At 64.3% G+C, this 21,348-nt stretch carries 18 protein-coding genes; 4 read left to right on the forward strand and 14 right to left on the reverse strand.

Going from position 1 to position 21,348, the window contains the following annotated elements; translation table 11 throughout:
• Window positions 1-37 precede the first annotated feature (37 nt).
• The 4 genes from ABD654_RS05225 to cysP are packed head-to-tail and all read right to left on the reverse strand — an operon-like array spanning window position 38 to window position 3,854.
• The gene (locus ABD654_RS05225) at window positions 38-1,135 is read right to left on the reverse strand and encodes a sulfate/molybdate ABC transporter ATP-binding protein (protein ID WP_344702951.1); all 1,098 of its coding nucleotides are present in this window, start codon (window positions 1,133-1,135) and stop codon (window positions 38-40) included.
• Complete coding sequence (gene cysW, locus ABD654_RS05230) at window positions 1,132-1,959, reverse strand: sulfate ABC transporter permease subunit CysW (RefSeq protein WP_344702953.1); 828 nt, start codon at window positions 1,957-1,959, stop codon at window positions 1,132-1,134. The genes ABD654_RS05225 and cysW overlap by 4 nt, the downstream gene beginning before the upstream one ends.
• A complete protein-coding gene (gene cysT, locus ABD654_RS05235; protein WP_344702955.1) occupies window positions 1,959-2,825 on the reverse strand; it encodes a sulfate ABC transporter permease subunit CysT in 867 nt (288 codons plus the stop codon). The genes cysW and cysT overlap by 1 nt, the downstream gene beginning before the upstream one ends.
• A gap of 9 nt (window positions 2,826-2,834) precedes the next feature.
• Window positions 2,835-3,854, reverse strand: coding sequence for a thiosulfate ABC transporter substrate-binding protein CysP (cysP, locus tag ABD654_RS05240; RefSeq protein WP_344702956.1), 1,020 nt, complete (start codon window positions 3,852-3,854; stop codon window positions 2,835-2,837).
• Window positions 3,855-4,107: 253 nt separating this feature from the next.
• On the opposite strand from cysP, the gene rpe reads away from it, so the two are divergent.
• The 4 genes from rpe (at window position 4,108) to ABD654_RS05260 (ending at window position 9,178) form a co-directional block, all read left to right on the forward strand.
• A complete protein-coding gene (gene rpe / locus ABD654_RS05245; RefSeq protein WP_344702958.1) occupies window positions 4,108-4,827 on the forward strand; it encodes a ribulose-phosphate 3-epimerase in 720 nt (239 codons plus the stop codon).
• A 68-nt stretch (window positions 4,828-4,895) separates the two neighbouring features.
• Entirely contained in the window at window positions 4,896-5,570 is a 675-nt protein-coding gene (locus ABD654_RS05250; protein WP_344702960.1) for a phosphoglycolate phosphatase, read from the forward strand.
• A gap of 43 nt (window positions 5,571-5,613) precedes the next feature.
• On the forward strand, window positions 5,614-7,098 hold the full coding sequence (gene trpE, locus ABD654_RS05255) for an anthranilate synthase component I (protein ID WP_344702962.1): 1,485 nt from the start codon (window positions 5,614-5,616) through the stop codon (window positions 7,096-7,098).
• Window positions 7,099-7,165: 67 nt separating this feature from the next.
• A complete protein-coding gene (locus ABD654_RS05260; protein ID WP_344702964.1) occupies window positions 7,166-9,178 on the forward strand; it encodes a methyl-accepting chemotaxis protein in 2,013 nt (670 codons plus the stop codon).
• 135 nt (window positions 9,179-9,313) lie between these two features.
• Here ABD654_RS05260 and nuoN read toward each other — a convergent pair whose 3' ends face one another.
• From nuoN to nuoE, 10 genes are read right to left on the reverse strand one after another with little or no spacing between them, the layout of a single operon-like run.
• The gene (gene nuoN, locus ABD654_RS05265; RefSeq protein WP_344702966.1) at window positions 9,314-10,759 is read right to left on the reverse strand and encodes an NADH-quinone oxidoreductase subunit NuoN; all 1,446 of its coding nucleotides are present in this window, start codon (window positions 10,757-10,759) and stop codon (window positions 9,314-9,316) included.
• Window positions 10,759-12,288: an NADH-quinone oxidoreductase subunit M gene (gene nuoM / locus ABD654_RS05270; protein ID WP_344702968.1), complete on the reverse strand. Its 1,530-nt coding sequence runs from the start codon at window positions 12,286-12,288 to the stop codon at window positions 10,759-10,761. Before nuoM ends, nuoN begins: the two co-directional genes overlap by 1 nt.
• 15 nt (window positions 12,289-12,303) lie before the next feature.
• Window positions 12,304-14,202 carry an NADH-quinone oxidoreductase subunit L gene (gene nuoL / locus ABD654_RS05275; RefSeq protein ID WP_344702970.1) on the reverse strand — a complete coding sequence of 633 codons (1,899 nt, stop codon included), beginning with the start codon at window positions 14,200-14,202 and terminating at the stop codon, window positions 12,304-12,306.
• A complete protein-coding gene (gene nuoK / locus ABD654_RS05280) occupies window positions 14,199-14,507 on the reverse strand; it encodes an NADH-quinone oxidoreductase subunit NuoK (RefSeq protein ID WP_344702972.1) in 309 nt (102 codons plus the stop codon). Before nuoK ends, nuoL begins: the two co-directional genes overlap by 4 nt.
• A complete protein-coding gene (nuoJ, locus tag ABD654_RS05285) occupies window positions 14,504-15,067 on the reverse strand; it encodes an NADH-quinone oxidoreductase subunit J (protein ID WP_344702974.1) in 564 nt (187 codons plus the stop codon). Before nuoJ ends, nuoK begins: the two co-directional genes overlap by 4 nt.
• Before the next feature lie 26 nt (window positions 15,068-15,093).
• Window positions 15,094-15,633 (reverse strand): NADH-quinone oxidoreductase subunit NuoI, encoded by a 540-nt coding sequence (gene nuoI, locus ABD654_RS05290; RefSeq protein ID WP_344702977.1) that lies wholly within the window; start codon window positions 15,631-15,633, stop codon window positions 15,094-15,096.
• A gap of 45 nt (window positions 15,634-15,678) precedes the next feature.
• Window positions 15,679-16,689, reverse strand: coding sequence for an NADH-quinone oxidoreductase subunit NuoH (gene nuoH / locus ABD654_RS05295; protein ID WP_425552723.1), 1,011 nt, complete (start codon window positions 16,687-16,689; stop codon window positions 15,679-15,681).
• Window positions 16,689-19,454, reverse strand: coding sequence for an NADH-quinone oxidoreductase subunit NuoG (gene nuoG, locus ABD654_RS05300; RefSeq protein WP_344702979.1), 2,766 nt, complete (start codon window positions 19,452-19,454; stop codon window positions 16,689-16,691). Before nuoG ends, nuoH begins: the two co-directional genes overlap by 1 nt.
• Window positions 19,454-20,821, reverse strand: coding sequence for an NADH-ubiquinone oxidoreductase-F iron-sulfur binding region domain-containing protein (locus ABD654_RS05305; RefSeq protein ID WP_344702981.1), 1,368 nt, complete (start codon window positions 20,819-20,821; stop codon window positions 19,454-19,456). Before ABD654_RS05305 ends, nuoG begins: the two co-directional genes overlap by 1 nt.
• Window positions 20,818-21,348, reverse strand: coding sequence for an NADH-quinone oxidoreductase subunit NuoE (nuoE, locus tag ABD654_RS05310; protein WP_344702983.1), 531 nt, complete (start codon window positions 21,346-21,348; stop codon window positions 20,818-20,820). The genes ABD654_RS05305 and nuoE overlap by 4 nt, the downstream gene beginning before the upstream one ends.

Genomic DNA, 21,348 nt, shown 5'->3' on the forward strand with positions numbered 1-21,348 from the left:
AACGGCCAGGCCGGTATAGCCAAGCGCTGTTGATACGCTAGGCGGCGTCGGCTGCGGGCACCGCGGCGGCCTCGTCGGCAAAGCGGTGCCACTGGCGCGGGTGGGCAAACAGCCGCCGGCCGCGCTTCAGCCCAAGCCGGGCAAAATCGGCGTGGCGAACGGTGGCAAGCCAGGGGGCCGGCAGCCAGTCGGCTTCAAGCTCTACGCGCACCTCGGCGCCCACCGGGGAGACCGCGGTGACGGTCACCGGCAGGTGGCAGCCGGCCTCGGGCTGCTCGGCCAGGCGCACTTCGTGGGGGCGCAGCAAAAGCTCTTCGCGGCCGTCGGGCAGGTCTACGGCAAAGCGGGCGCTGCCGCAGGTGAGCACGCCGCTTTGCACGTCGCCTTCCAGTCGGTTGACGTCGCCGAGAAACTCAAACACGAAGCGATTCTGCGGCGCGCGGTACAGCGCTTCCGGCGTATCGACCTGCTCGATTTTGCCGTCGCTCATCACCACCACGCGGTCGGAAAGCTCAAGAGCCTCTTCCTGATCGTGGGTGACAAACACGCTGGTGAAGTTGAGCTCGTCGTGGAGGTGGCGCAGCCAGCGGCGCAGGTCCTGGCGCACCTTGGCGTCAAGCGCGCCGAAGGGCTCGTCGAGCAGCAGCACGTCGGGCTCCACGGCCAGCGCCCGGGCCAGCGACACGCGCTGCTGCTGGCCGCCGGAGAGCTGGGCCGGGTAGCGGCCGGCCAGATGCTCAAGCTTGACCATTTCCAGCAGCCGGAAGACCCGGGCGCGGATCTCGCTGCGCGACGGCCGGCTGCGCCTTGGCATCACGCTCAGGCCAAAGGCCACGTTGTCGTAAACGCTCATGTGGCGAAACAGCGCGTAGTGCTGAAACACAAAGCCGATGCGCCGATCGCGCACGTGAACGTGGGTGACGTCGCGCTGGCCGAACAGAATCCGCGCCGGGGTGCGGGTGCCCGCCCGGTCGGGGGTTTCCAGCCCGGCGATAATGCGCAAAAGGGTGGTCTTGCCCGACCCCGACGGGCCCAAAAGGCCGACGAGCTCGCCTTCGTGAATATCCAGGTTGACCGGCTCCAGCGCCCGGGTGGCGCCGAAGTGCTTGCCGATGTTGTCCAGACGGATGCTCATGGGTGGGTCTCCCGGCGCGATGCGCGCCATTCAAGGCCGGCCTTGGCCGCCAGGGTGAAAAGAGCGATCAGCGCCAGCAGGGCCGCACTGGAAAAGGCGCCGACCGTGTTGTAGTCCTGATAGAGCTGCTGCACGTTGAGCGGCAGGGTGTTGGTCTTGCCGCGAATGGCGCCGGAAACCACCGACACCGCGCCGAACTCGCCCACCGCCCGGGCGTTGGTCAGAATCACGCCGTACAAAAGCGCCCAGCGAATGTTGGGCAGCGTCACCCGGCGAAAGACGGTAAAGCCGCCCGCGCCCAGCGTCACCGCGGCTTCTTCCTCGCGGCTGCCCTGGGCCTGCATCAGCGGGATCAGCTCCCGGGCGATAAACGGGCAGGTAACAAACACCGTGACCATCAAAATGCCCGGCCAGGCAAACATCAGCTGAATATCGTGCTCGGCAAGCCAGGTGCCGATCCAGCCGTTGCGTCCGTACAGCAGCAGGTAGACCAGCCCCGCCACCACCGGAGATACCGCAAAGGGGATGTCGATCAGGGTCTGCAGCAGCCGCCGGCCGGGAAACGTGAAGCGAGTAATCAGCCAGGCCAGCGCCACGCCGAACACCAGGCAGATGGGAATGGTGAGCACGGCAATGCCCAGGGTGAGATAGATCGCGTGGAGCGTATGGGCCTCGGTCACGCTTGCCCAGAATACGCCGGCCCCCTTGGCAAAAGCCTGGGCAAAAATCGCCGCCAGCGGCAGCGCGAGGAAAATCGCCGTGAGCACAAGGGCCGCACTGATCAGAAGCCTGCGCGTACCGGGCGCGTCACCGATGCGTTGCATTAGCCTTTTCCTCCATGCAGGCGGCGGACAAAGCGGCCCTGCCAGATATTGATTGCCAGCAGCAGGGCAAGCGAGATCAACAGCAGCATTGATGCAATGGCCGAGGCGCCGGCGTAGTCGTACTCCTGCAGCTTGACGAAAATCATCAGGGACGTGATTTCGGTTTCATAAGGCGCGTTGCCGGCGATAAAAATCACCGCGCCGAACTCGCCCAGCGAGCGCACGAAGGCTAAACCGGTACCGGTGACCAGCGCCGGCCACAGGTGGGGCAGAATCACCCGGCGAAAGCCCACGCCGTCGCTTGCGCCCAGCGACATGGCGGCCTCATCCACCTCGGCGGGCATGTCTTCCAGCACCGGCTGTACCGTGCGTACCACAAACGGAATGCTGGTAAACGCCATGGCCAGCGCAATGCCCACCCAGGTGTAGGCCACCTTGATACCCAGCGGCTCGAGCACGCCGCCCGCCCAGCCGCTCTTGGCGTAGAGCGTAGCCAGCGTAATGCCGGCCACGGCGGTGGGCAGGGCGAAGGGTAAATCCATCAGCGCATCCACCAGGCGCTTGCCGGGGAACTCGTAGCGCACCAGCACCCAGGCTAAAAGCAGGCCGAAAGCGGCGTTGACCAGCGCCGCGGCACCCGCCGCGCCCAGGGTGGTGGTGTAGCTGGCGACAATGCGCGGGTCGCTGATAATCGCCCAGTATTCGCCGAAGGAAAGCCCGGCCAGCTGGCCGAACAGCCCGGTCATGGGCAAAAGCAGCACCAGCGAAATGAACAGCACGCTGATGCCCATGGAAAGGCCGAAGCCCGGCAGCACGCGGGTGCTGCTAGACCGTCGCCGAGGGAGTCGAATGGCCGAAGAGTTCATAAAGCGTGCTTACCGGCGCTGAAGCTGGTCGATCAGGCCGCCGCTTTCAAAGTGCTTTTCCATGGCCCGGTCCCAGCCGCCGAACGCGTCTTCGACCTTCAGCAGCTCGGTTTCGGGGAACCGGTCGGCAAACTCTTCGACGACGTCCTCGTTGTTGACCCGGTAGTTGAAGCCCGCCAGCAGGCGCTGGGTGTCTTCGCGGTAGAGGTAGTCCAGGTAGCCCTGAGCGAGATCGGCGTTGTCGTTTTTCTCGGCGTTTTCATCCACCACGGCCACGGGGAACTCGGCGAGAATGCTCACCGGCGGTACGACCACTTCGTAGGCGTCGCTGCCGTATTCGCCGCGAATGTTGTTGACCTCGGACTCGAAGCTGATCAGCACGTCGCCGATCTCGCGCTCGATGAAGCTGGTAGTGGCGCCGCGGCCGCCGGTGTCAAAGACTTCGACGTTGCCGAGGAAGGTCTTCATGTAGTCGCGGATTTTATCTTCGTCGCCGTCAAGGCGCTGGTCGGCAGCGCCCCAGGCGGCCAGATAGGTGTAGCGGCCGTTGCCCGAGGTCTTGGGGTTGGGGAAGACGATTTCCACGTCTTCACCGGCCAGGTCCGCCCAGCTTTGGATGTTTTTGGGGTTGCCCTTGCGCACCAGAAATGCGGTGGTGGAGTAGTAGGGCGAGGCGTTGTTGGCAAACGCCTGCTTCCAGTTCTCATCAACCAGGCCGGCGTCGGCCAGCACCTGCACGTCGGTGACCTGGTTAAACGTCACCACGTCAGCACCCATGCCCTGCATGATGGCGCGGGCCTGGGCGGAGGAGCCGTTGTGCGACTGGCTGACTTCAACGCTTTCGTCGTGCTCAGCTTCCCACCAGCGCTCGAATTTGGGGTTGATCTCGGCGAACAGTTCGCGAGCGATGTCGTAGGAGGCGTTGAGCAGCTCGCGGTCGGCGGCGTTGGCCGCACCCGAGGCGCTGGCGGTAACGGCAACGGCGAGCAGGCTGCGCTGAAGGGTTTTGACGGTACGTGAAGCGGCCATGCAAAGGCTCCTTGAAAAGCGTTGTGGGACGGTCTTCAAGACTAAAACCGGGTTTAGGTAATTACAATCGTATTTTATATTCTTTTTTAGAATATATGTGTATGGCAATCCCGCGGCCGTTCGGCGTTTTTTGCCGCGCCGGCAGGTGCCGCTGCCCTGATCTTTGTTACCATTTACGCCCTTGCGTTGGCGGCGCACTGCTCGCCGGCGCCGTTTTCTTCCTGCTGTCACCAGCCGCAAAAAGCCCATGACCATGACTGCATCACGGCACAACGCCTCCCGTTTTTTTCGCATTGCCCCGTCGATTTTGTCCGCCGACTTTGCCCGCCTGGGCGAAGAAGTCGACAACGTGCTGGCCGCCGGCGCGGATATCGTCCACTTCGACGTGATGGACAACCACTACGTGCCCAACCTCACCATCGGCCCCATGGTGTGCAAGGCGCTGCGCGATCACGGCGTCACCGCGCCTATCGACGTGCACCTGATGGTCAAGCCGGTCGACCAGCTGATCGGGGATTTCATCGATGCCGGCGCCAGCATCATTACCTTCCACCCGGAAGCCTCCGAGCACGTCGACCGCTCGCTGCAGCTGATCCGCGACGGCGGCTGCCAGGCCGGGCTGGTGTTCAATCCGGCCACGCCCTTGAGCTATCTGGACTACGTGATGGACAAGCTGGACATGGTGCTGCTGATGAGCGTCAATCCCGGCTTTGGCGGCCAGGCATTTATTCCGCAAACGCTTGCCAAGCTGCGCGAAACCCGGGCAAAGCTGGATGCCTCGGGCTACGACATTCGTCTGGAAGTGGACGGCGGGGTCAAGGTGGACAACATTGCGGAGGTGGCCGCTGCGGGGGCGGATACCTTCGTGGCCGGCTCGGCGATCTTCAAGGCGCGCCGCACCGGCGACCCTCACGCCTATGATACGGTCATCCGCGAGCTGCGCGAGGCGCTGGCGCAGGGCGTTCAAGGCTGAGATGTCGCACAATGCCCCGGAAAATGCCACGATCCAAGGCACATGATCATCAAGCAGAGGACCGTGCGGTGCATCCACTGTTGAGCGGAAAAAAGCTGATTGCCTTCGATCTCGACGGCACCCTGATTGACTCGGTGCCTGATCTGGCCGCGGCGCTTGCCCGAGCGCTTGAAGCCGAAGACCTGGCCGTGCCCGAGCAGGAAAACGTGAGCCGCTGGGTGGGCAACGGCACCTACAGGCTCGTTGAGCGCGGCCTGGCCTGGGCGCAGTCCACGCCTGAAAACAGGCTTGACCGGGCAAGGCTCAATCGGCTTTACGCCGCGTTCATGCGCTATTACGGCAAGGCCCCGCATCGGCTGACGCGGCTCTACCCCGGCGCTGCCGAGACGCTTTATGCGCTTAGAGAGGCCGGCTTTGTGCTGGTGCTGATCACCAACAAGCCCGAGCGCTTTATCGCCCCGCTGCTTGAGCACTTTGCCCTGAGCGAGGCCTTCGCGCTGTGCCTGGGCGGCGATAGCCTGGCGCGCAAAAAGCCCGATCCGCTGCCGCTGACGCATGCAGCTGCCCGGTTCAGCGTGGCCCCCAGCGCCTGTGTGATGGTAGGCGACTCCTGCCACGACATCGCCGCCGGCAAGGCGGCGGGGTTCGCCACCGCCGCGCTTACCTACGGCTACAATCACGGCGAGCCGATTGGTCAGAGCAGGCCGGATGCGCTGCTGGACTCGCTGAGTGAGCTGCTTTAGGCCGCTGCCCGGCCGTTTTCTACGTGATAAGGAATTCTTGCTGATGACCCCTGAACGTTTTGCCGAGCTGGCGCGCGCCGGCTATAACCGTATTCCCGTATCTTGTGACGTGCTGGCGGATTTGGATACGCCGCTGTCCACATATCTCAAGCTTGCCAACGTGGCGTGGACGTTTCTGCTGGAATCGGTGCAGGGCGGAGAAAAGTGGGGGCGCTACTCGATCATCGGCCTGCCGTGCCGGGAGCGTATCGAAGTCCGCGGCCATACCGTGCGCCACATCCAAAACGGTGAAACCCAGGGAGTGGCCGAGGTCGACGACCCGCTGGCGTGGATCGAGGCGTTTCAGGCGCGTTTTAAAGTTCCCAAAGTCGACGATCGCCCACGCTTTGACGGCGGGCTGGTCGGCTACTTTGGCTATGAAACCATCCGCTATATCGAACCGCGCCTGGCAGGCAGCGACAAGCCCGACGCCTTGGGCGTGCCGGATATCCTGCTGATGGTGTGCAACGACCTGGTGGTGTTCGACAACCTTTCCGGGCGGCTGACGCTTTTGACCCACGCCGACCCGTCGCAGCCCGAGGCGCTGGCGAATGCCCAGGCACATTTGCATCATCTGGAAAACCGCCTGCGCGAGGCCTATACCCGGCCTGTCAGCCGTCCGCAAGACAGCCCGAATGTGGCCGAAAGCGACTTTACCTCGGGCTTTACCCAAGAAGGCTTCAAGGCCGCGGTGGCCAAGATCAAAGAGTACGTGCTTGCCGGCGATATTATGCAGTGCGTGCCGTCCCAGCGCATGTCGGCGCCGTACCGCGCCGAGCCGCTGGATCTCTACCGGGCGCTGCGCAGCCTGAACCCGTCGCCGTATATGTACTACCTGAACCTGGACGATCATCAGGTGGTGGGCTCGTCGCCGGAGATTTTAACGCGCACCGAAGAAGGCGAAGTCACCGTGCGCCCCATTGCCGGCACCCGCAGGCGCGGGCGCACCGAGGCCGAGGACCAGGCGCTGGAAGACGAGCTTTTGGCCGATCCCAAAGAGCTTGCTGAGCACTCCATGCTGATCGATCTGGGGCGCAACGACGTGGGCCGCATCAGTGAAACCGGCAGTGTGAAGGTCACCGATAAAATGGTGGTGGAGCGCTACTCTCACGTGATGCATATCGTGTCCAACGTGGTGGGGCGACTCAAGCCCGAGCTTTCGGCCCTGGACGCGCTGCGCGCGACCTTTCCTGCCGGCACGGTTTCCGGCGCCTCCAAGGTGCGGGCGATGGAAATCATCGATGAAGTGGAGCCGATCAAGCGCGGTATCTACTCAGGTGCTGTGGGCTATCTGTCCTGGCACGGCAATATGGATACGGCCATTGCCATTCGCACCGCGGTGATCAAGGACGGTCAGGTTCACGTCCAAGCCGGTGCCGGTATCGTCGCCGATTCCGACCCGGAACTGGAATGGCAGGAAACTCTGAACAAAACCCGCGCGCTGATCCGTGCGGTCGCCATGGCCGAGCGCGGTTTGGACGAGCGCTAGGCTGATGCGTCGGACGGTCCGTTGCGGCGCTTTTTCAATCCCGTACCCAGGCAACAGGAAGCGTATTTTGCAGACCGATACTACCGCTATTGTGGGCATTGTTCGAATGTCGCTTGATGGCGTCGTTTTGTATGTAAACCATGGATTTGAGCAGCTCACCGGGGAGAGCGAGTCGCCGGTCGGGCAGCACTGGGCGCGCCTTCTTGCCCCCGGAGAAGAGCAGACGCCCCGGCTTGCCACGCTCAAGCGTTTGCTGGGCCGGGAGCGCGTTTGGACCGGCGAGCTTTGGCTGGCCGCGCGCGCCGGACAGCCCGTGCGCTGCCGCGTTACGGCAACGCCGCTTTATGACGATACGCGGCTTTCCGGCGCAGCACTGGTATGCCGGCCGCTGGCGGCAGGCGCGGCAGACACGCCGCGCCGCGGGCGCTGGCTCAGGCGTTTGAACCCGGCGAGTCTGACGTTCAAGACCACAGCCCTGGGGACGCTGGCCGTGGCCATGATTGCCGGCGCCATCGGCGTGGGCAGCCTGCTTTCCAGCAATGCCCAGCAAGCGATCAGTCGAACCGGCGAGAGCATTTCAGCGATTGCCAATCTCAACGCCATAGAAGGGGCTTCGATCAGCGGGCGGCGGGAAATCAACCAGGCCATGGCCGACCTTGACCATATTGAAGATCCACAGCGCTTCAAGGCCCGGCTGGAGGGCTTTGAAGACGCCATGCTTGGCCACTGGCAGACGTTTTTGGACGCCATGAATCCCGAGCTTGGCATTGACACCGACGAGCTGGATACGCTGCTTCAAGGGCATTACGAAGACGGTATCTATCCGGCCATGCGCCATCTGCTGGATGACGGTGACCAGGCATCCGCCCGCGAGGCATTCGGCGCTTTTCTCTCCGAAGATGCCGGGGTATTCAGCCGCCGGCTAAGCGAAATGTCGCAGCGTTATCAGCAGGAAGCCGTCGAGGCGGCCAATCAGAGCGAGCGTTTTCAGCACCAGATAGCGAACGGGCTGTGGCTTGGCGGACTGCTCAGTCTGGCGGTTTTTCTGGCCACCTGCGTCAAGCTCATCCGCGATATTCGCCGGCCAATGCGCAGCGCCCAGCTGTTTGCCATGCAGATTGCAGCGGGCAACCTGAAAGCGCATCCGCCGCATCAGCAAAATACAGAGATCGGCCGCGTGCTGGACGCCGTTGAGCTTATGACGCTAGCGCTGGAAGGCCTGATTGATCAGGTGCGCCGCGGTGTGGATACGGTCACGCCGGCCGCAGACGGCGTGGCCCGCAGCAGCCAGACCATTGCCGCCCAGTTTGAACAGCAGGCAAGCGCTGTGCAGCAAACGGCGGCGGCCATGGACGAGATTTCCACCACCGTTCATCAGAATGCGGATAACGCGCAAGCGGCCGCTGCCGTTTCGAATGACAACGCCCAAAAAGTGCAGCGTGCCGAGGCCGACATGCATGCGCTCTCGACCTCCATGGGCGAGATTCATACCCAAACAACGGCGATGGAAGCGCTGGTGCAGCAGATCGACGAAGTAGCCTTCCAGACCAATATTTTGGCACTGAACGCCTCGGTAGAGGCCGCCCGTGCCGGTGAGCAGGGGCGCGGCTTTGCCGTTGTCGCCCAGGAAGTGCGCAATCTGGCCCAGCGCAGTGCGCAAACCGCAAGCGAGGTCAAAAGCATGATCGCGCGCGCCCAGCAAGCGGTAGCCAAGGGCGTTCAGGACACCGAAACAACCGGCGCGGTTATGGAAGATATTCAAACGGCGTCGAGCAAAATCAACGACCTGATCGATGAAATCAGCCAGGCTGCCAAGGAGCAGTCGGACGGCGTATCGCAGGTGTCCCAGGCAATCGCCCAGATTGATGATGCCATTCAATCGTCGTCCGGTGAGCTGTCCGGGCTGGACAGCGCCTCCCAGGCGCTGAATGAAGAAGCCCGCATACTGACGCATAGCGCCCAGGCGTTCGAGACTCGCCGCACACGCTTCAGCCGTGCCGCCGACGAGGCCGGCGCCCCGCTCGCTGAAGCGCCGGCGCGCACCCGTGCCCATACGCAAGAGGACTGGGACAGCTTCTAACGCTGGCCGACGAATAGGTGCGCTGGTTGAATAGGCGCGCTGGTTGAATAGGCGTGTTGATCGAATAAGCGCGCTGGTTGAATAGACATAGTAGCCGGGCCCCGGGCAAGCTGGGGCCCGGCTTTTTACGGCCGCTCAAAAAGCGGTGATGGTGCCGGCAGCCCGGGCCAGCGCAATCATCGGCGCAGGATAAAGGCCCAGCACGATGACCAGCACGGCAGCCCCCAGCACCACCAGGCCGCCGGCGCGCGCCGCCCAGTCCGGCGAGGCGTCCCGGCGCTGCATGCCCGGCTCGGCCAGAAACAGCGTCACGATCACCCGCAGGTAGTAATAAAGCCCGATGGCGCTGCCGGCGATGATGCCGCCCACCAGCCACCAGCGGCTGGCCTCTACGCCCAGAGCAATAAGGTAGAACTTGCCGATAAAGCCGACGGTGGCGGGAATGCCGGCAAGGGAGAGCATGGCCACCGTCATCACCGCGGTGAGATAGGGGCGCCGCCAGAACAGCCCGCGGTAGTAGTGCAGGCTGCCGGCGTCTTCGCCGTCGGTGGCGCTGGAGACCAGAATCACTACGCCGAAGGCGGCAAGCGTTGCCAGCACATAGGTGATCAGGTAAACCCCGCCGGTTTCCACGGCCAGGCCGTCGGCCACCACCAGCACCAGCAACGTATAGCCGAAGTGGGCAATGGAAGAGTAGCCCAGAAGCCGCTTGAGATTTGACTGGGTCAGCGCCAGCAGGTTGCCCGCCAGCATGCTGGCAAGCGCCAGCGTCCACAGCACGGCGTGCAGCCACTCACCCTGAAAGGCGGGGGCGCTCATTACCAGGCGCAGCATAATGATAAAAACCGCCACCTTGCTGGCCGTGGCAAGAAACATCGCGGCCGGCCCGGGGCCGCCTTCGTAGACGTCCGGCGTCCACAGATGAAACGGCGCAACCGAAAGCTTAAAGCCCAGCCCCGCCAGCATCAGCCCGGCGCCGGCCAGCCCCCAGACGCCGGTGCCCTCGCTAAGCGTTGCCGTAAGCGCGGCCAGCGCAAGCTCGCCGGTCTGGGCGTAGAGCAGCGCCATGCCGAACAGCAAAAAAGCGCTCGCGGCGGCGGAGAGAATCAGGTACTTGATGCCGGCTTCCAGCGAGCGGCGCTCGTGAAAGGCGTAGGCCAGCATGCCGTAAAGCGGCATGGACAAAAGCTCCAGGCCCAGAAAAAGGCTCGCCAGATGGCGGCTTGCCATCAGCACCAGCCCGCCGGCCGCCGAGCACAGCAGCAGCAGGTAGAACTCTTCCCGGGGTTTCTGGAACGTCTCGAAGTAGGCATGGGCCAGCACCGCGCAGGCAAGCGTCGAGGCCAGCACCAGCAGGCCGCCGAGCATGGCCGGGCCGTCAAAGGCGAGCAGCGGCGCGGTCAGCGGCGCGACCTGCCAGGCGGCCACCTGTGCCACCAGTGCCAGGGCCAGGCCCAGCACGCTGACGGCGACGGTGACATGGTGCTGTCGCCGCCAGGCGATACCCAGCATCACGGTAACGGCCGTGGCACCGACCAGAATCAGCGGAAGATAAGCAAGGGCAAGGGTGGGTAACGGCATTAGCGAGCCTCCGGCATCAGCGGGCTTTGGGCGTCAAACAGCCGATGGATGTCCCCCATGGCGGCATCGGTGGTATCCAGCAGCGGCTGGGGATAAAGGCCGAGCCACAGGATCAGCGCCGCAAGCCCCAGCAGCATGCAAAATTCGCGGGCGTCCAGCCCTCTCAGCGGGGCTTCACTCTGGGCAGGGCCGTAGTGTACACGCTGCATCAGCATCAGCGAGTATACCGCCGCCAGCACCAGCCCTACGCTTGCCAGCGCCACCGTCCAGGGGGCGATGGCAAAGGTGCCGAACAGCACCATGAACTCACCGACGAAGTTGGCCGTGGCCGGCATGCCCAGCGAGGCGGCAATGAAAAACAGATAAATGCCCGGCATGCTGCCCAGCCGCCCCCATAGACCGCCCATCTGGCCGATCTGGCGCGTATGCAACCGCTCGTACAGCTGGCCGCTCAGGATAAAAAGCCCCGCGGCGGAGAACGCGTGGGCCACCATCAAAACCACCACGCCCTGCAGGGCAAGCTCGGTGCCGGCGTAGATGCCGATCAGCACAAAGCCCATGTGGGCGATACTGGTATAGGCGATAAAGCGCTTGACGTCCTGCTGGCCGCAGGCGAGCACCGCGCCGTAAAAAATGCCCAGCAGACCAAGCCCCATGGCGACGGGCGCAAAGGCCTGAGACGCCTCGGGAAACAGCGGCAGGGCAAAGCGCAGCATGCCGTAGGCGGCGGTTTTGAGCAGAATGCCGGCGAGATCCACGCTACCGGCGGTGGGCGCCTGGGCGTGGGCGTTGGGCAGCCAGCCGTGAAACGGCACTACCGGCAGCTTGACCGCAAAGGCGATGAAAAACCCGAGCATCAGCCAGAAAGCCAGCACGGGCGACAGCGCGGTCTCTTTGAGCACGGCATAGCTGAAGGAATACTCGCCGGTGTTGGCGTGGTGGGCAAATACCAGCCCCAAAATGGCCACCAGCATCAAAAGGCCGCTTGCCTGGGTATAGATGAAGAACTTGACCGCCGCGCCGATGCGAGTGCTGCCCTGGGAGCCGCTATGGCCCCAAAGCGCAATCAGAAAGTACATCGGCACCAGCATCAGCTCCCAGAAAAAGAAGAACAAAAACAGGTCAATGGCGAGAAACACCCCGACCACGCCGCCGAGAATCCACAGCAGGTTGAGGTGGAAAAAGCCGATGCGTCGGACGATCTCCTGCCATGAGCACAGCACCGCCAGCACGCCGAGAAAGCCGGTCAGCGCAATCAGCACCAGCGACAGCCCGTCCAGCGCCAGATGAAAGTCGATGCCGAAGCGCTCGATCCACGGCAGGCGGTATTCCATCGCCCACTGGGGGGCGCTGCCGCCGGCGCCGGGCAGCGCAAAATCCAGCTGCAGCCAAAGATAAAGGGCCATCAGCAGCTCGCACAGCATGGTAGCCAGAGCGATCAGCCGTGTAGCCCGGCCGCCGAAGCGCTCTGCCTGCCAGCATAAAAGACCCCCGGCAAACGGGATGACAATCAGCCATACCAACATCATAAGCGTTTATCCCTTTCAGGTTCCCTGAAACACCAGCGCCAGACTCAACAGGATCAGCGTCGCGCCCATCACCATGGTCACGGCATAGCCGCGCAGCTTGCCGGTCTGGGTGCGGGAAAGCCCCCGGTGCACAAGGCGCATGCACCAGGCCAGCAGGCGAAAGACACCGTCGAACACATCGCTTTTCAACAGCCGCACCGCGCCCCGGTACGGGCGCACCAGCGTCCGGTCAAACAGCGCATCAAAGCCCCAGGCGCGATGCCACAGTCGCCACAGCCACGCGCCCAGCCCGGCATCGGCCAGCGTTAGCCAGCCGCGATGAAGGCTGAACACCCACACGCCAAGCGCCATACCGGCCAGCGCTACGGCAGCGGCAATCAGTTCAAGCGCGCCGTGGCCGGCCGTTGCGTTTTCTCCCGGGCTTGCGGGCAGCACGCCGGCCAGCGGCGGGGTAATCCACGCGCCGATAAACGTGGAAAGTATCGCCAGCACGCAAAGCGGCAGGCCGTGGGCCAGGCCGCGGCCGGCTTCGGCGCGACGGGCGCTGTCGCTTTTGGCCGGGCCGTGGAAAGTGGCGATGATCAGCCGCAGGGTGTAAAGCGAGGTGAGAAGCGCACCGATCAGCCCGGCAGCGAGAAGCCCTTGCTGGTCGGCGGCCAGCGCCTGCCAGAGAATGGCATCCTTGCTGTAAAACCCGGCGGACACCAGCGGCAGGGCGGCCAGGGCCGCGCCGCCCACTACAAAGCCCATATAGGCCAGCGGCAGCGTGCGCCACAGCCCGCCGAGGCGACGCATGTCCTGCTCGTGGTGGCAGCTGATAATGACCGCACCTGCAGAAAGAAACAGCAGTGCTTTGAAAAACGCATGGGTCATCAGGTGGAAAATCGCCGTATCATAGGCGCCTACGCCCAGGGCGAGAAACATATAGCCGATCTGGCTCATGGTGGAATAGGCCAGCACGCGCTTGATGTCGGTTTGGGCAAGGGCCGCAAAGCCGGCCATCAACAGCGTCAGCGCCCCGATGACGCCGGTGGCGTAAAGCGCGGCGGGGGCCAGCTCGAAAATGCCGTGCATCCGCGCGATCAAGTAGACACCGGCGGTCACCATGGTGGCGGCGTGAATCAGCGCCGACACCGGCGTGGGGCCGGCCATGGCATCGGCAAGCCAGGTGTGCAGCGGCAGCTGGGCGGACTTGCCCAGCGCCCCGCCGAGCAGCAGAAAGGCGGCCAGCTCCACCACGGTATCGCCCGACTGCCAGGCCCGGGGCGCGAGTTCCAGAATTTCAGCGATGTTGAGCGTGCCCAGCCGGCTGAAGAGCAAAAACATGCCGATGGCCAGAAACACATCGCCAATGCGGGTGATGATAAACGCCTTGAACCCGGCCCAGCCGTTGGCGCTGTGGGTATAGTAGTAGCCGATCAGCAGATAGCTGCACAGGCCCACGCCTTCCCAGCCGAGAAATAAAAGCAGCAGGTTATCGCCCAGCACCAGCAGCACCATGCTGAACACAAACAGGTTCATGTAGGTGTAAAAGCGCGTGATGCCGTCTTCGCCGCGCATGTACCAGGCGGCGAACAGGTGAATAAAAAAGCCCACGCCGGTGATCACGCCAAGCATGGTCAGCGAAAGTCCGTCCAGCGCCAGGCTGATGCCGGGCTGGAAATCGCCCACGGCGATCCAGGTCCAAAGGGTGAGCTGCCCGGCGTCGCCGGAAGCAAAGTTCAGCGCGATCAGGGCGGTGGCAAGGGCTGCAAGCCCCACGCTTGCCGTACCCAGCGTCGCGCTTGCGCGATAGCTTAGCCGCCCCCGGGAGAACGCCAGAATCAGCGTGCCCGCAAGGGGCAGCAAAAACGTCAGCGGCAAAAGCATCGCCGTCGGCTGGACGGTTGAGATATCAGTCAAGGGTTCCATCATCCGCGCATCCTGCTGGCCACGTCGAGGTTGAGAGTCTTGAAGCGGTGATACAGCTGAATCAGCAGGGCAAGGCCTACGCTTGCCTCGGCTGCCGCCAGGGTAATGACCAGCAGAAACATGACCTGACCTTCCGGCTGCTGCCAGCCGGTGCCGGCCACGATAAACGCAAGCCCCGCGGCGTTGAGCATCACTTCCAGGCTCATCAGCACAAAGATCATGTTGCGGCGAAACATCAGCCCGCCAAGCCCGAGGGTAAACAGCACACCGGCCAGCACCAGGCCGTGTTCCATGGGGATACCGTTCATGTGTCCTCCCTGGGTGTGCCGGTTGCTGAAGTGGGCCTGTCACGCGGTGCCGGAGACGGCGCGGCCACCGGGCTTAGCCGCCCGACGTGAGACGCTGTGACCAGCGCGGCAAGCAGCAGCAGCGCGCCGAGCTCCACCAGCAAAAGCCAGGGCCCGTAGAGCAGCGTGCCCGCACCCTTGGCGGTGAGCCCGCCGCCGGTGATGACAGCCTGCGTATCGCCTTGCCATAAAAGGCTGACCAGGGTGAACAGCAGCACGGCTGCCAGCACTGACGGCCCCAGCCAAGTGCGCGGCTTGAGCCATTCACGTTCCTGTTCGATGCCGGCATGGCCCAGATTGAGCATCATCACCACGAAAACAAACAGCACCATGATCGCCCCGGCGTAGACGATGATTTCAAGCGCCCCGGCAAAGGGCGCGCCGAGGGCGAAAAACACCAGTGCCACGGCAAGCAGCGATACCACCAGATACAGTACGGCATGTACCGGGTTGGGGTTGACAATAACGCCCAGCGTTGCAAGCACGGCTGCTAATGCGCTGAGATAAAAGGCAAGCTCCATGATTTCTCCCCTTGATACCGGTGCCTTCAGGGCAGCAGCGTGGTGACCTTGATGGGTTCGGCCTCGTCTTTGCCCTGGCCTTTGTCCTTGCCGCCCACGGCAAGCCCGGCCACTTTATAGAAGTGGTAGTCGTGATCCTTGCCGGGGCCGTTGATCAGCAGGTCCTCTTTTTCGTACACCAGCTCCTGGCGGCGGTATTCTGCCATCTCAAAGTCCGGCGTGAGCTGAATCGCCGAGGTCGGGCAGGCCTCTTCGCACATGCCGCAGTAAATGCACCGGGAAAAGTTGATGCGGAAAAATTCCGGATACCAGCGGCCGTCGTCTTTCTCGCCCTTTTGCAGCGAAATGCAGTCTACCGGGCAGGCCACGGCGCACAGATTGCAGGCCACGCAGCGCTCCTCGCCGTTCGGGTCGCGGGTCAGCACGATACGCCCGCGATAGCGCGGCGCAAGATAGGGCTTTTCTTCCGGATAGCTAAGCGTTTCGCGCTTGCGAAACGCGTGCATGAAGATCAGCCCCAGGGTGCGCAGCTGAGACCCGGTGCCGTGCAACAGTTTTTTATACATGGCGTTCTCCTTGCGTTGACGCGTCGCGGCACGCCTGCCTGCGGCCTATGCCGGGGTTGCGAGCAGAATAATCGCGCCGGTCACCAGCAGGTTGAGCAGCGTAAGCGGCAGGCAGACGATCCAGCCAAAGGTCATCACGCGGTCGTAGCGGGGCCGGGGCAGGGCGGCCCGGGCCAGAATGAACAGCAGCAAAAACACGCCGGTTTTTAACGCAAACCAAACAATGGGGGGAAGCCACGGCCCGTGCCAGCCGCCGAAAAACAGCGTCACGGTCAGCGCTGAAATCAGCAGCATACCCACGTATTCGCCGATGAAAAACATGCCGAATTTCATGCTGGAATACTCGATGTGATAGCCGTCGGCCAGCTCCTGCTCGGCTTCGGGCTGGTCGAACGGGTGGCGGTGGGTGACCGCAAAGCCGGCGATGAGAAAAGTGCAAAAGCCCAGAAACTGCGGAATAACAAACCACAGGCCTGCCTGGGCGGCCACGATCTCGCGCAGGTTAAACGAGCCGGCCGTGGCTACAACCCCCATCAGCGAAAGGCCCATGAACACTTCATACGAGATCGTCTGGGCCGAGGAGCGCATGGAGCCGATCAGCGCATATTTGTTGGCGCTGGACCAGCCGCCCAGCAGCACCGAGTAGACGTTGATGCCGCCCATGGCGAGGAAAAACAAAAGACCGATATTCCAGTCCGCCACGCCAAGGGTCGGCGTGATGGGAATAATCACAAACGACAGCAATAGCGAGGCCATGGCAATGCCCGGGGCCAGCACAAAAATCGTGCGGTCGGCAAAGGGCGGAATCCAGTCTTCCTTGAAAAAGATCTTGAGCATATCGGCGATCAGCTGCAGCGAGCCGAACGGCCCCACGCGGTTGGGCCCGTAGCGGTCCTGCCACAGGCCCAGCATCCGCCGCTCCACCACGGTCATCACCGCGCTGACCAGCACGGCGACCAGCAGAATCGCCACCGCTTCGAGCATGGCGATAACGCTTGCCAGCAGCGTCGGGTTCAGCCACGCCGGGCGTAGAGAATCCAGCATTGCCCAGTCCATCAGCGCTCCTCCTTGCCTGCGGGGTTGGCTAGAGTGACCCATTCACCGTTGGGCGCGCCGGGCAGCACGCCGGCAGGCAGCGTCACCAGCCCGTCGGGCAGCTCAGCTTCGACGTGCAGCGCAAGCGACAGGCGCGTTTCCCCCACGATCAGGGTCAGCGTGTCGCCGCTCTGGGCGTCAAGCGCTCGGGCGTCGGCTGCGCTCAGGCGCAGGCTCGGTGCCGGCGTGCGCTCCGCGATCGCCTCGGCGCGGGACGACGTGGCCTCGCCGCCGAACAGCCGCGGCAGCACCCACAGCTGAAAGCGGCCTTCGCGGGGGGTAAAGGCGGCCGGGATGGCCTCGGCGGCGGGATAGCCGCGCTGGGCGCTACCCGCCGCGCCGGCCACGCGAACGCCCGGGTCGCCGCCGGCCAGGTGGCCGCCCACGCTGTCGGTGAACTTGTTCCACGCCTGGGGCGAGTTCCACCCCGGTGCCCAGGCGAAGGGCACCTGCCGGCGCGGGCGGTCAAAGCCGCTGTAGCCCTCCATGGAAAACTCGAACGGCGTGTCCGGGTCTTGGGGCATGCGCGGCTCGCTGACCGCGATGTCAGCGCGCATGGAGGTGCGCCCGCTGTAGCGGTGCGGCGAGCGGGCCAGCTTGAGCGCGCCGGGCAGCTCGGCGTGGCCGCCGGCGTCTTCCATGCCGGCCAGCGCCGGGTGGGCCCGGGCGCAGTCGGCTACGGCGCGGGCAAAGGTCAGCGGCTCGCCGGCGCTGCGGCCAAGGCTTGCGCGCAGCGCGTCCAGCCAGCGCCAGCCGGCGTGAAGGCGGGATTCCGGGCGCAGATGGCGCGGGTCGTACACCTGATAAAAGCGCTGGGCGCGGCCTTCGAGGTTGACCACGGTGCCGTCGGCCTCAACAAAGCTTGCCGCCGGCAGCCCCAGATGGGCGCGCTGCCAGGTGGGCGTTCGCTGGTGATCAATGACGATAATGCCTTCTGCCCGGCTCAGCGCATCGCTGACCGCGGCATCGGGCAGGCGCTCAAAGAGGTCGTTTTCCAGCACGATCAGCGCGTCGGCGTGGCCAAGCGAGACGCGTTCCAGAGCGCGCTCCAGGGGCTGGCCGCCCATCAGGGCAAGCCCGGCGCTGTTGGCTTCGCGGCGCACAAGCATCAGCCCGCCGCGCTTTTCCCGGCGGTTGACTTCTTTGCGCCCCAGCGCCCGAGCGATGCTTTCGGCGGCGTCGATAATCGCGGTGGATTCAAGCGAGCCGCCGCTGAGGACCAGCGGGCGCTCGGCGGCGAGCAGGGCCTGGGCGATTTCACGCGCCTGTGTTTGCGTGGCCTCATCGAGATCCGCGACCGCCGGGGCCTCGGCATCCAGCTCGTGAGCGATGGCGTAGCCCAGCCGGGCGATGTCGTCGGGCGCCAGCCGCAGCGAGGCGGCGCTGATAGCGTCAAGCTCGGTGGCCGCGGGGTAGGCGATGTAGAGCGGGTGGCGGCTGTCCTGAGCCAGGGTTTTCACCGCCTCGGCGTTCCACTGGGGAATGCCGCGCTCCTCGGCCAGCGCCTCGCGGATGCCCAGCACCGCCTGGCGCACGCTGAGCGCAAGCCTTGCCGCACTGTGCATCAGGTCTTCACCCAGCACCAGCACGGCGTCGTGACGCTCTACCTCACGCGGCGTCGGGGTGGTAAGCATGCCCTCGGCGTCGACTTCGGCCATGCGCGCAAGGCAGGCCTGCTCGGCGGCGGCAATGCCGGTGGAGAAGTTGTCCTCGCCCACCAGCGTTTTTAGCTGATGGTTGCTCTCGAGGCTGGCCCGGGGCGAGCCAATGCCGATCACGCGGTCCGCCCGGCGCAGCAGGTCGGCGCCGCGATCAAGGGCGGGGTCCACGTCGAGCTCGGTGATGCGGGTGGCGCTATCGCGCTGCTCGCTGCGCCACTCCGGCCGGCGCGGGCGGTCGTCGCGGTTGACGTAGTCGTAGCCGAAGCGGCCGCGGTCGCAGAGGAAAAAGCCGTTGAGCTCGCCGTTATAGCGGTTTTCGATGCGCCGCACGCTGCCGTAGCGCTCGCCGGGGCTTGTGTTGCAGCCTACCGCGCACTGGTGGCAGACGCTGGGGGCGTACTGCAGGTCCCACTTGCGGGTGTAGTGGCGGGTGTGGGTTTTATCGGTGAATACGCCGGTGGGGCAGACCTCGGTGAGGTTGCCGGCAAAGGGGCTTTCCAGCGTGCCTTCTTCGTGGCGGCCGAAGTAGAGGTTGTTGTGCATGCCGAACACGCCCAGATCGGTGCCGCCGGCGTAGTCGTTGTAAAAGCGCACGCAGCGATAGCAGTTGATGCAGCGGTTCATCTCGTGGGCGATAAACGGCCCCAGATACTGGTTGCGGTGGGTGCGCTTGGCAAAGCGATAGCGGCGCTGGCTGTGGCCGGTCATCACCGTCATGTCCTGCAGGTGGCAGTGGCCGCCTTCTGCGCACACCGGGCAGTCGTGGGGGTGGTAGGTCATCAGCCATTCCACTACCCGGGCGCGGAAGTCACGGGCATCTTCGTCGTCGATGGCGATCCAGCTGTTGTCGGCGGCCGGCGTCATGCACGACATGACGATCTTGCCCTGGGTGTCGTTTTCGTCCTTGTACTGTTTGACCGCACACTGGCGGCAGGCGCCGACGCTGCCCATGGCCGGATGCCAGCAGAAATACGGAATATCCAGCCCCAGCGACAGGCAGGCGTGCAGCAGGTTATCGCTTCCGTCTACCTCGTAGGCGTTGCCGTCCACGTGAATGGTTGCCATCAGCTTACCTCCTGATCCGGGGTGGCGGCAGCGCTGCCGTGGGTTGCAATGCCTGCCTCGAAATCGGCACGGAAATGGCGAATCGCCGACTCCAGCGGCATGGCCGCCCCCGGGGCGTGGGCGCAAAACGTAAGGCCCGGGCCGATGTGGGTGGCGTGCTCCTGCAAAAGCTCGATATCGCCGGGGCGGCCTTCGCCGTGTTCCAGCGCCTGCAGTATCTTGGCCGCCCAGGGCAGGCCGTCCCGGCAGGGCGTACACCAGCCGCAGGATTCCCGAGCGAAGAACTGCTCCAGGTTGCGCAGCAGCGCCACCAGGCTCTGGCGCTGGCTGACCACGGTTAAAAGCCCGGTGCCCAGCCGGCTGCCGTACTGGCCGACGGTGTCAAAATCCAGCGGCAGCTCCAGATGCTCGGGGAGCAGAAAGCCGGTGCTGGCGCCGCCGGGCAGCCAGGTTTTCAGCGTGTGGCCTTCGCGCATGCCGCCGGCGCGTTCTAGGATGTCAAAGCCTGTGGTGCCGATGGGCAGCTCCCACAGGCCGGGCTTGTTGACCAGCCCGGAGACGCCGTAGAGCTTGGTGCCGCCGTCGTCGCTGAGCCCGCCGGAAAGTTCCTGATACCAGTCGGCGCCGTGCTGCATCATCGCCGGGGCGTTGCACAGGGTTTCGACGTTGTTGACCACGGTGGGCTTGCCCCAGGCGCCGGACTGGCCGGGAAACGGCGGCTTGGCCCGGGGGTTGGCGCGCTTGCCTTCCAGCGAATTGATCAGCGCGGTTTCTTCGCCGCAGATATAGCGCCCGGCGCCGGTGTGCAGGGCAATGTCGAAGTCAAATCCGCTGCCGGCGACGTTATCGCCCAAAAGCCCGGCATCGCGGGCTTCCTCGATGGCCAGGGCAAGCGAGCGGGCGGCGTCGACGTACTCGCCGCGCAAAAAGATATAGCCGTACTTCGAGCGGTTGGCGTGGCCGGCGATGATCATGCCTTCCAGCAGCAGGTGCGGCTGCTGCTCCATGAGCAGGCGATCCTTGAAGGTGCCGGGCTCCATTTCGTCGGCGTTTGCGACCATGTAGCCCCGGGGCAGATGATCGCCGACCTGAGTCAGGCTCCACTTAACGCCGGCGGAGAAGCCGCCGCCGCCGCGCCCGCGCACGTTGGCGGTTTTCATCGCCTCGATGACGTCGGCGGGGTCTGTGGCCAGCGCTTTTTGTGCGCCGACGTAGCCGTTTTTCCGGCGGTATTCGTCAAGCCCGATGCGCGAGCCGTCGTCGTTGAGCCGCCAGGTCAGCGGGTGCGTATGCTCGCGGCGCTCATCGGCCGACTGGCGCAGCTGGCTTTTATAGCGCAGCCGGGAATTGGGCGGTATTGCGTTCATGGGTACGCCTCCAGAAGCTCGGGCAGATCATCCGGCGCAATCGGGCCAAAGGTGTCGTCATTGATCATCATCGCCGGGCCGCGATCGCAGGCGCCCAAACAGCAGGTGGGCAGCAGGGTGAAGCGGTTGTCCTTGGTGGTTTCGCCAAAGCCGATGCCCAGCCGCTGGCGCAGCGCTTCGCTTAGCTCGTCATAGCCGGTTAAAAAGCACGCGCTGCTGTCGCAGACGAGTATGACGTGGCGGCCTACGGGCTGGCGGAAAATCAGGTTATAAAACGTCGCCACGCCCTCTACCTCGCCGACGCCGACGCCGAGCGTTTCGGCAACGGCGGCGATGGCGCCGTCGGGCACCCAGCCGTGGCGTTTCTGGATGATTTTCAGCGCCTCGATGCACGCCGCCTGGGGCTGCTCGTAGTGTGCGCGTTCGGCCAGTATCGCCCGGCGGTCGTCGTCGCCGAGCGTAAAGCCGTCGCCGTCGGTGGCAATGGGGGCTGTGGTGCCGGCGACATCGTAAAAGCGGTCAGACAT

Source organism: Halomonas cibimaris (assembly GCF_039537045.1).
Classification (GTDB): domain Bacteria; phylum Pseudomonadota; class Gammaproteobacteria; order Pseudomonadales; family Halomonadaceae; genus Vreelandella; species Vreelandella cibimaris.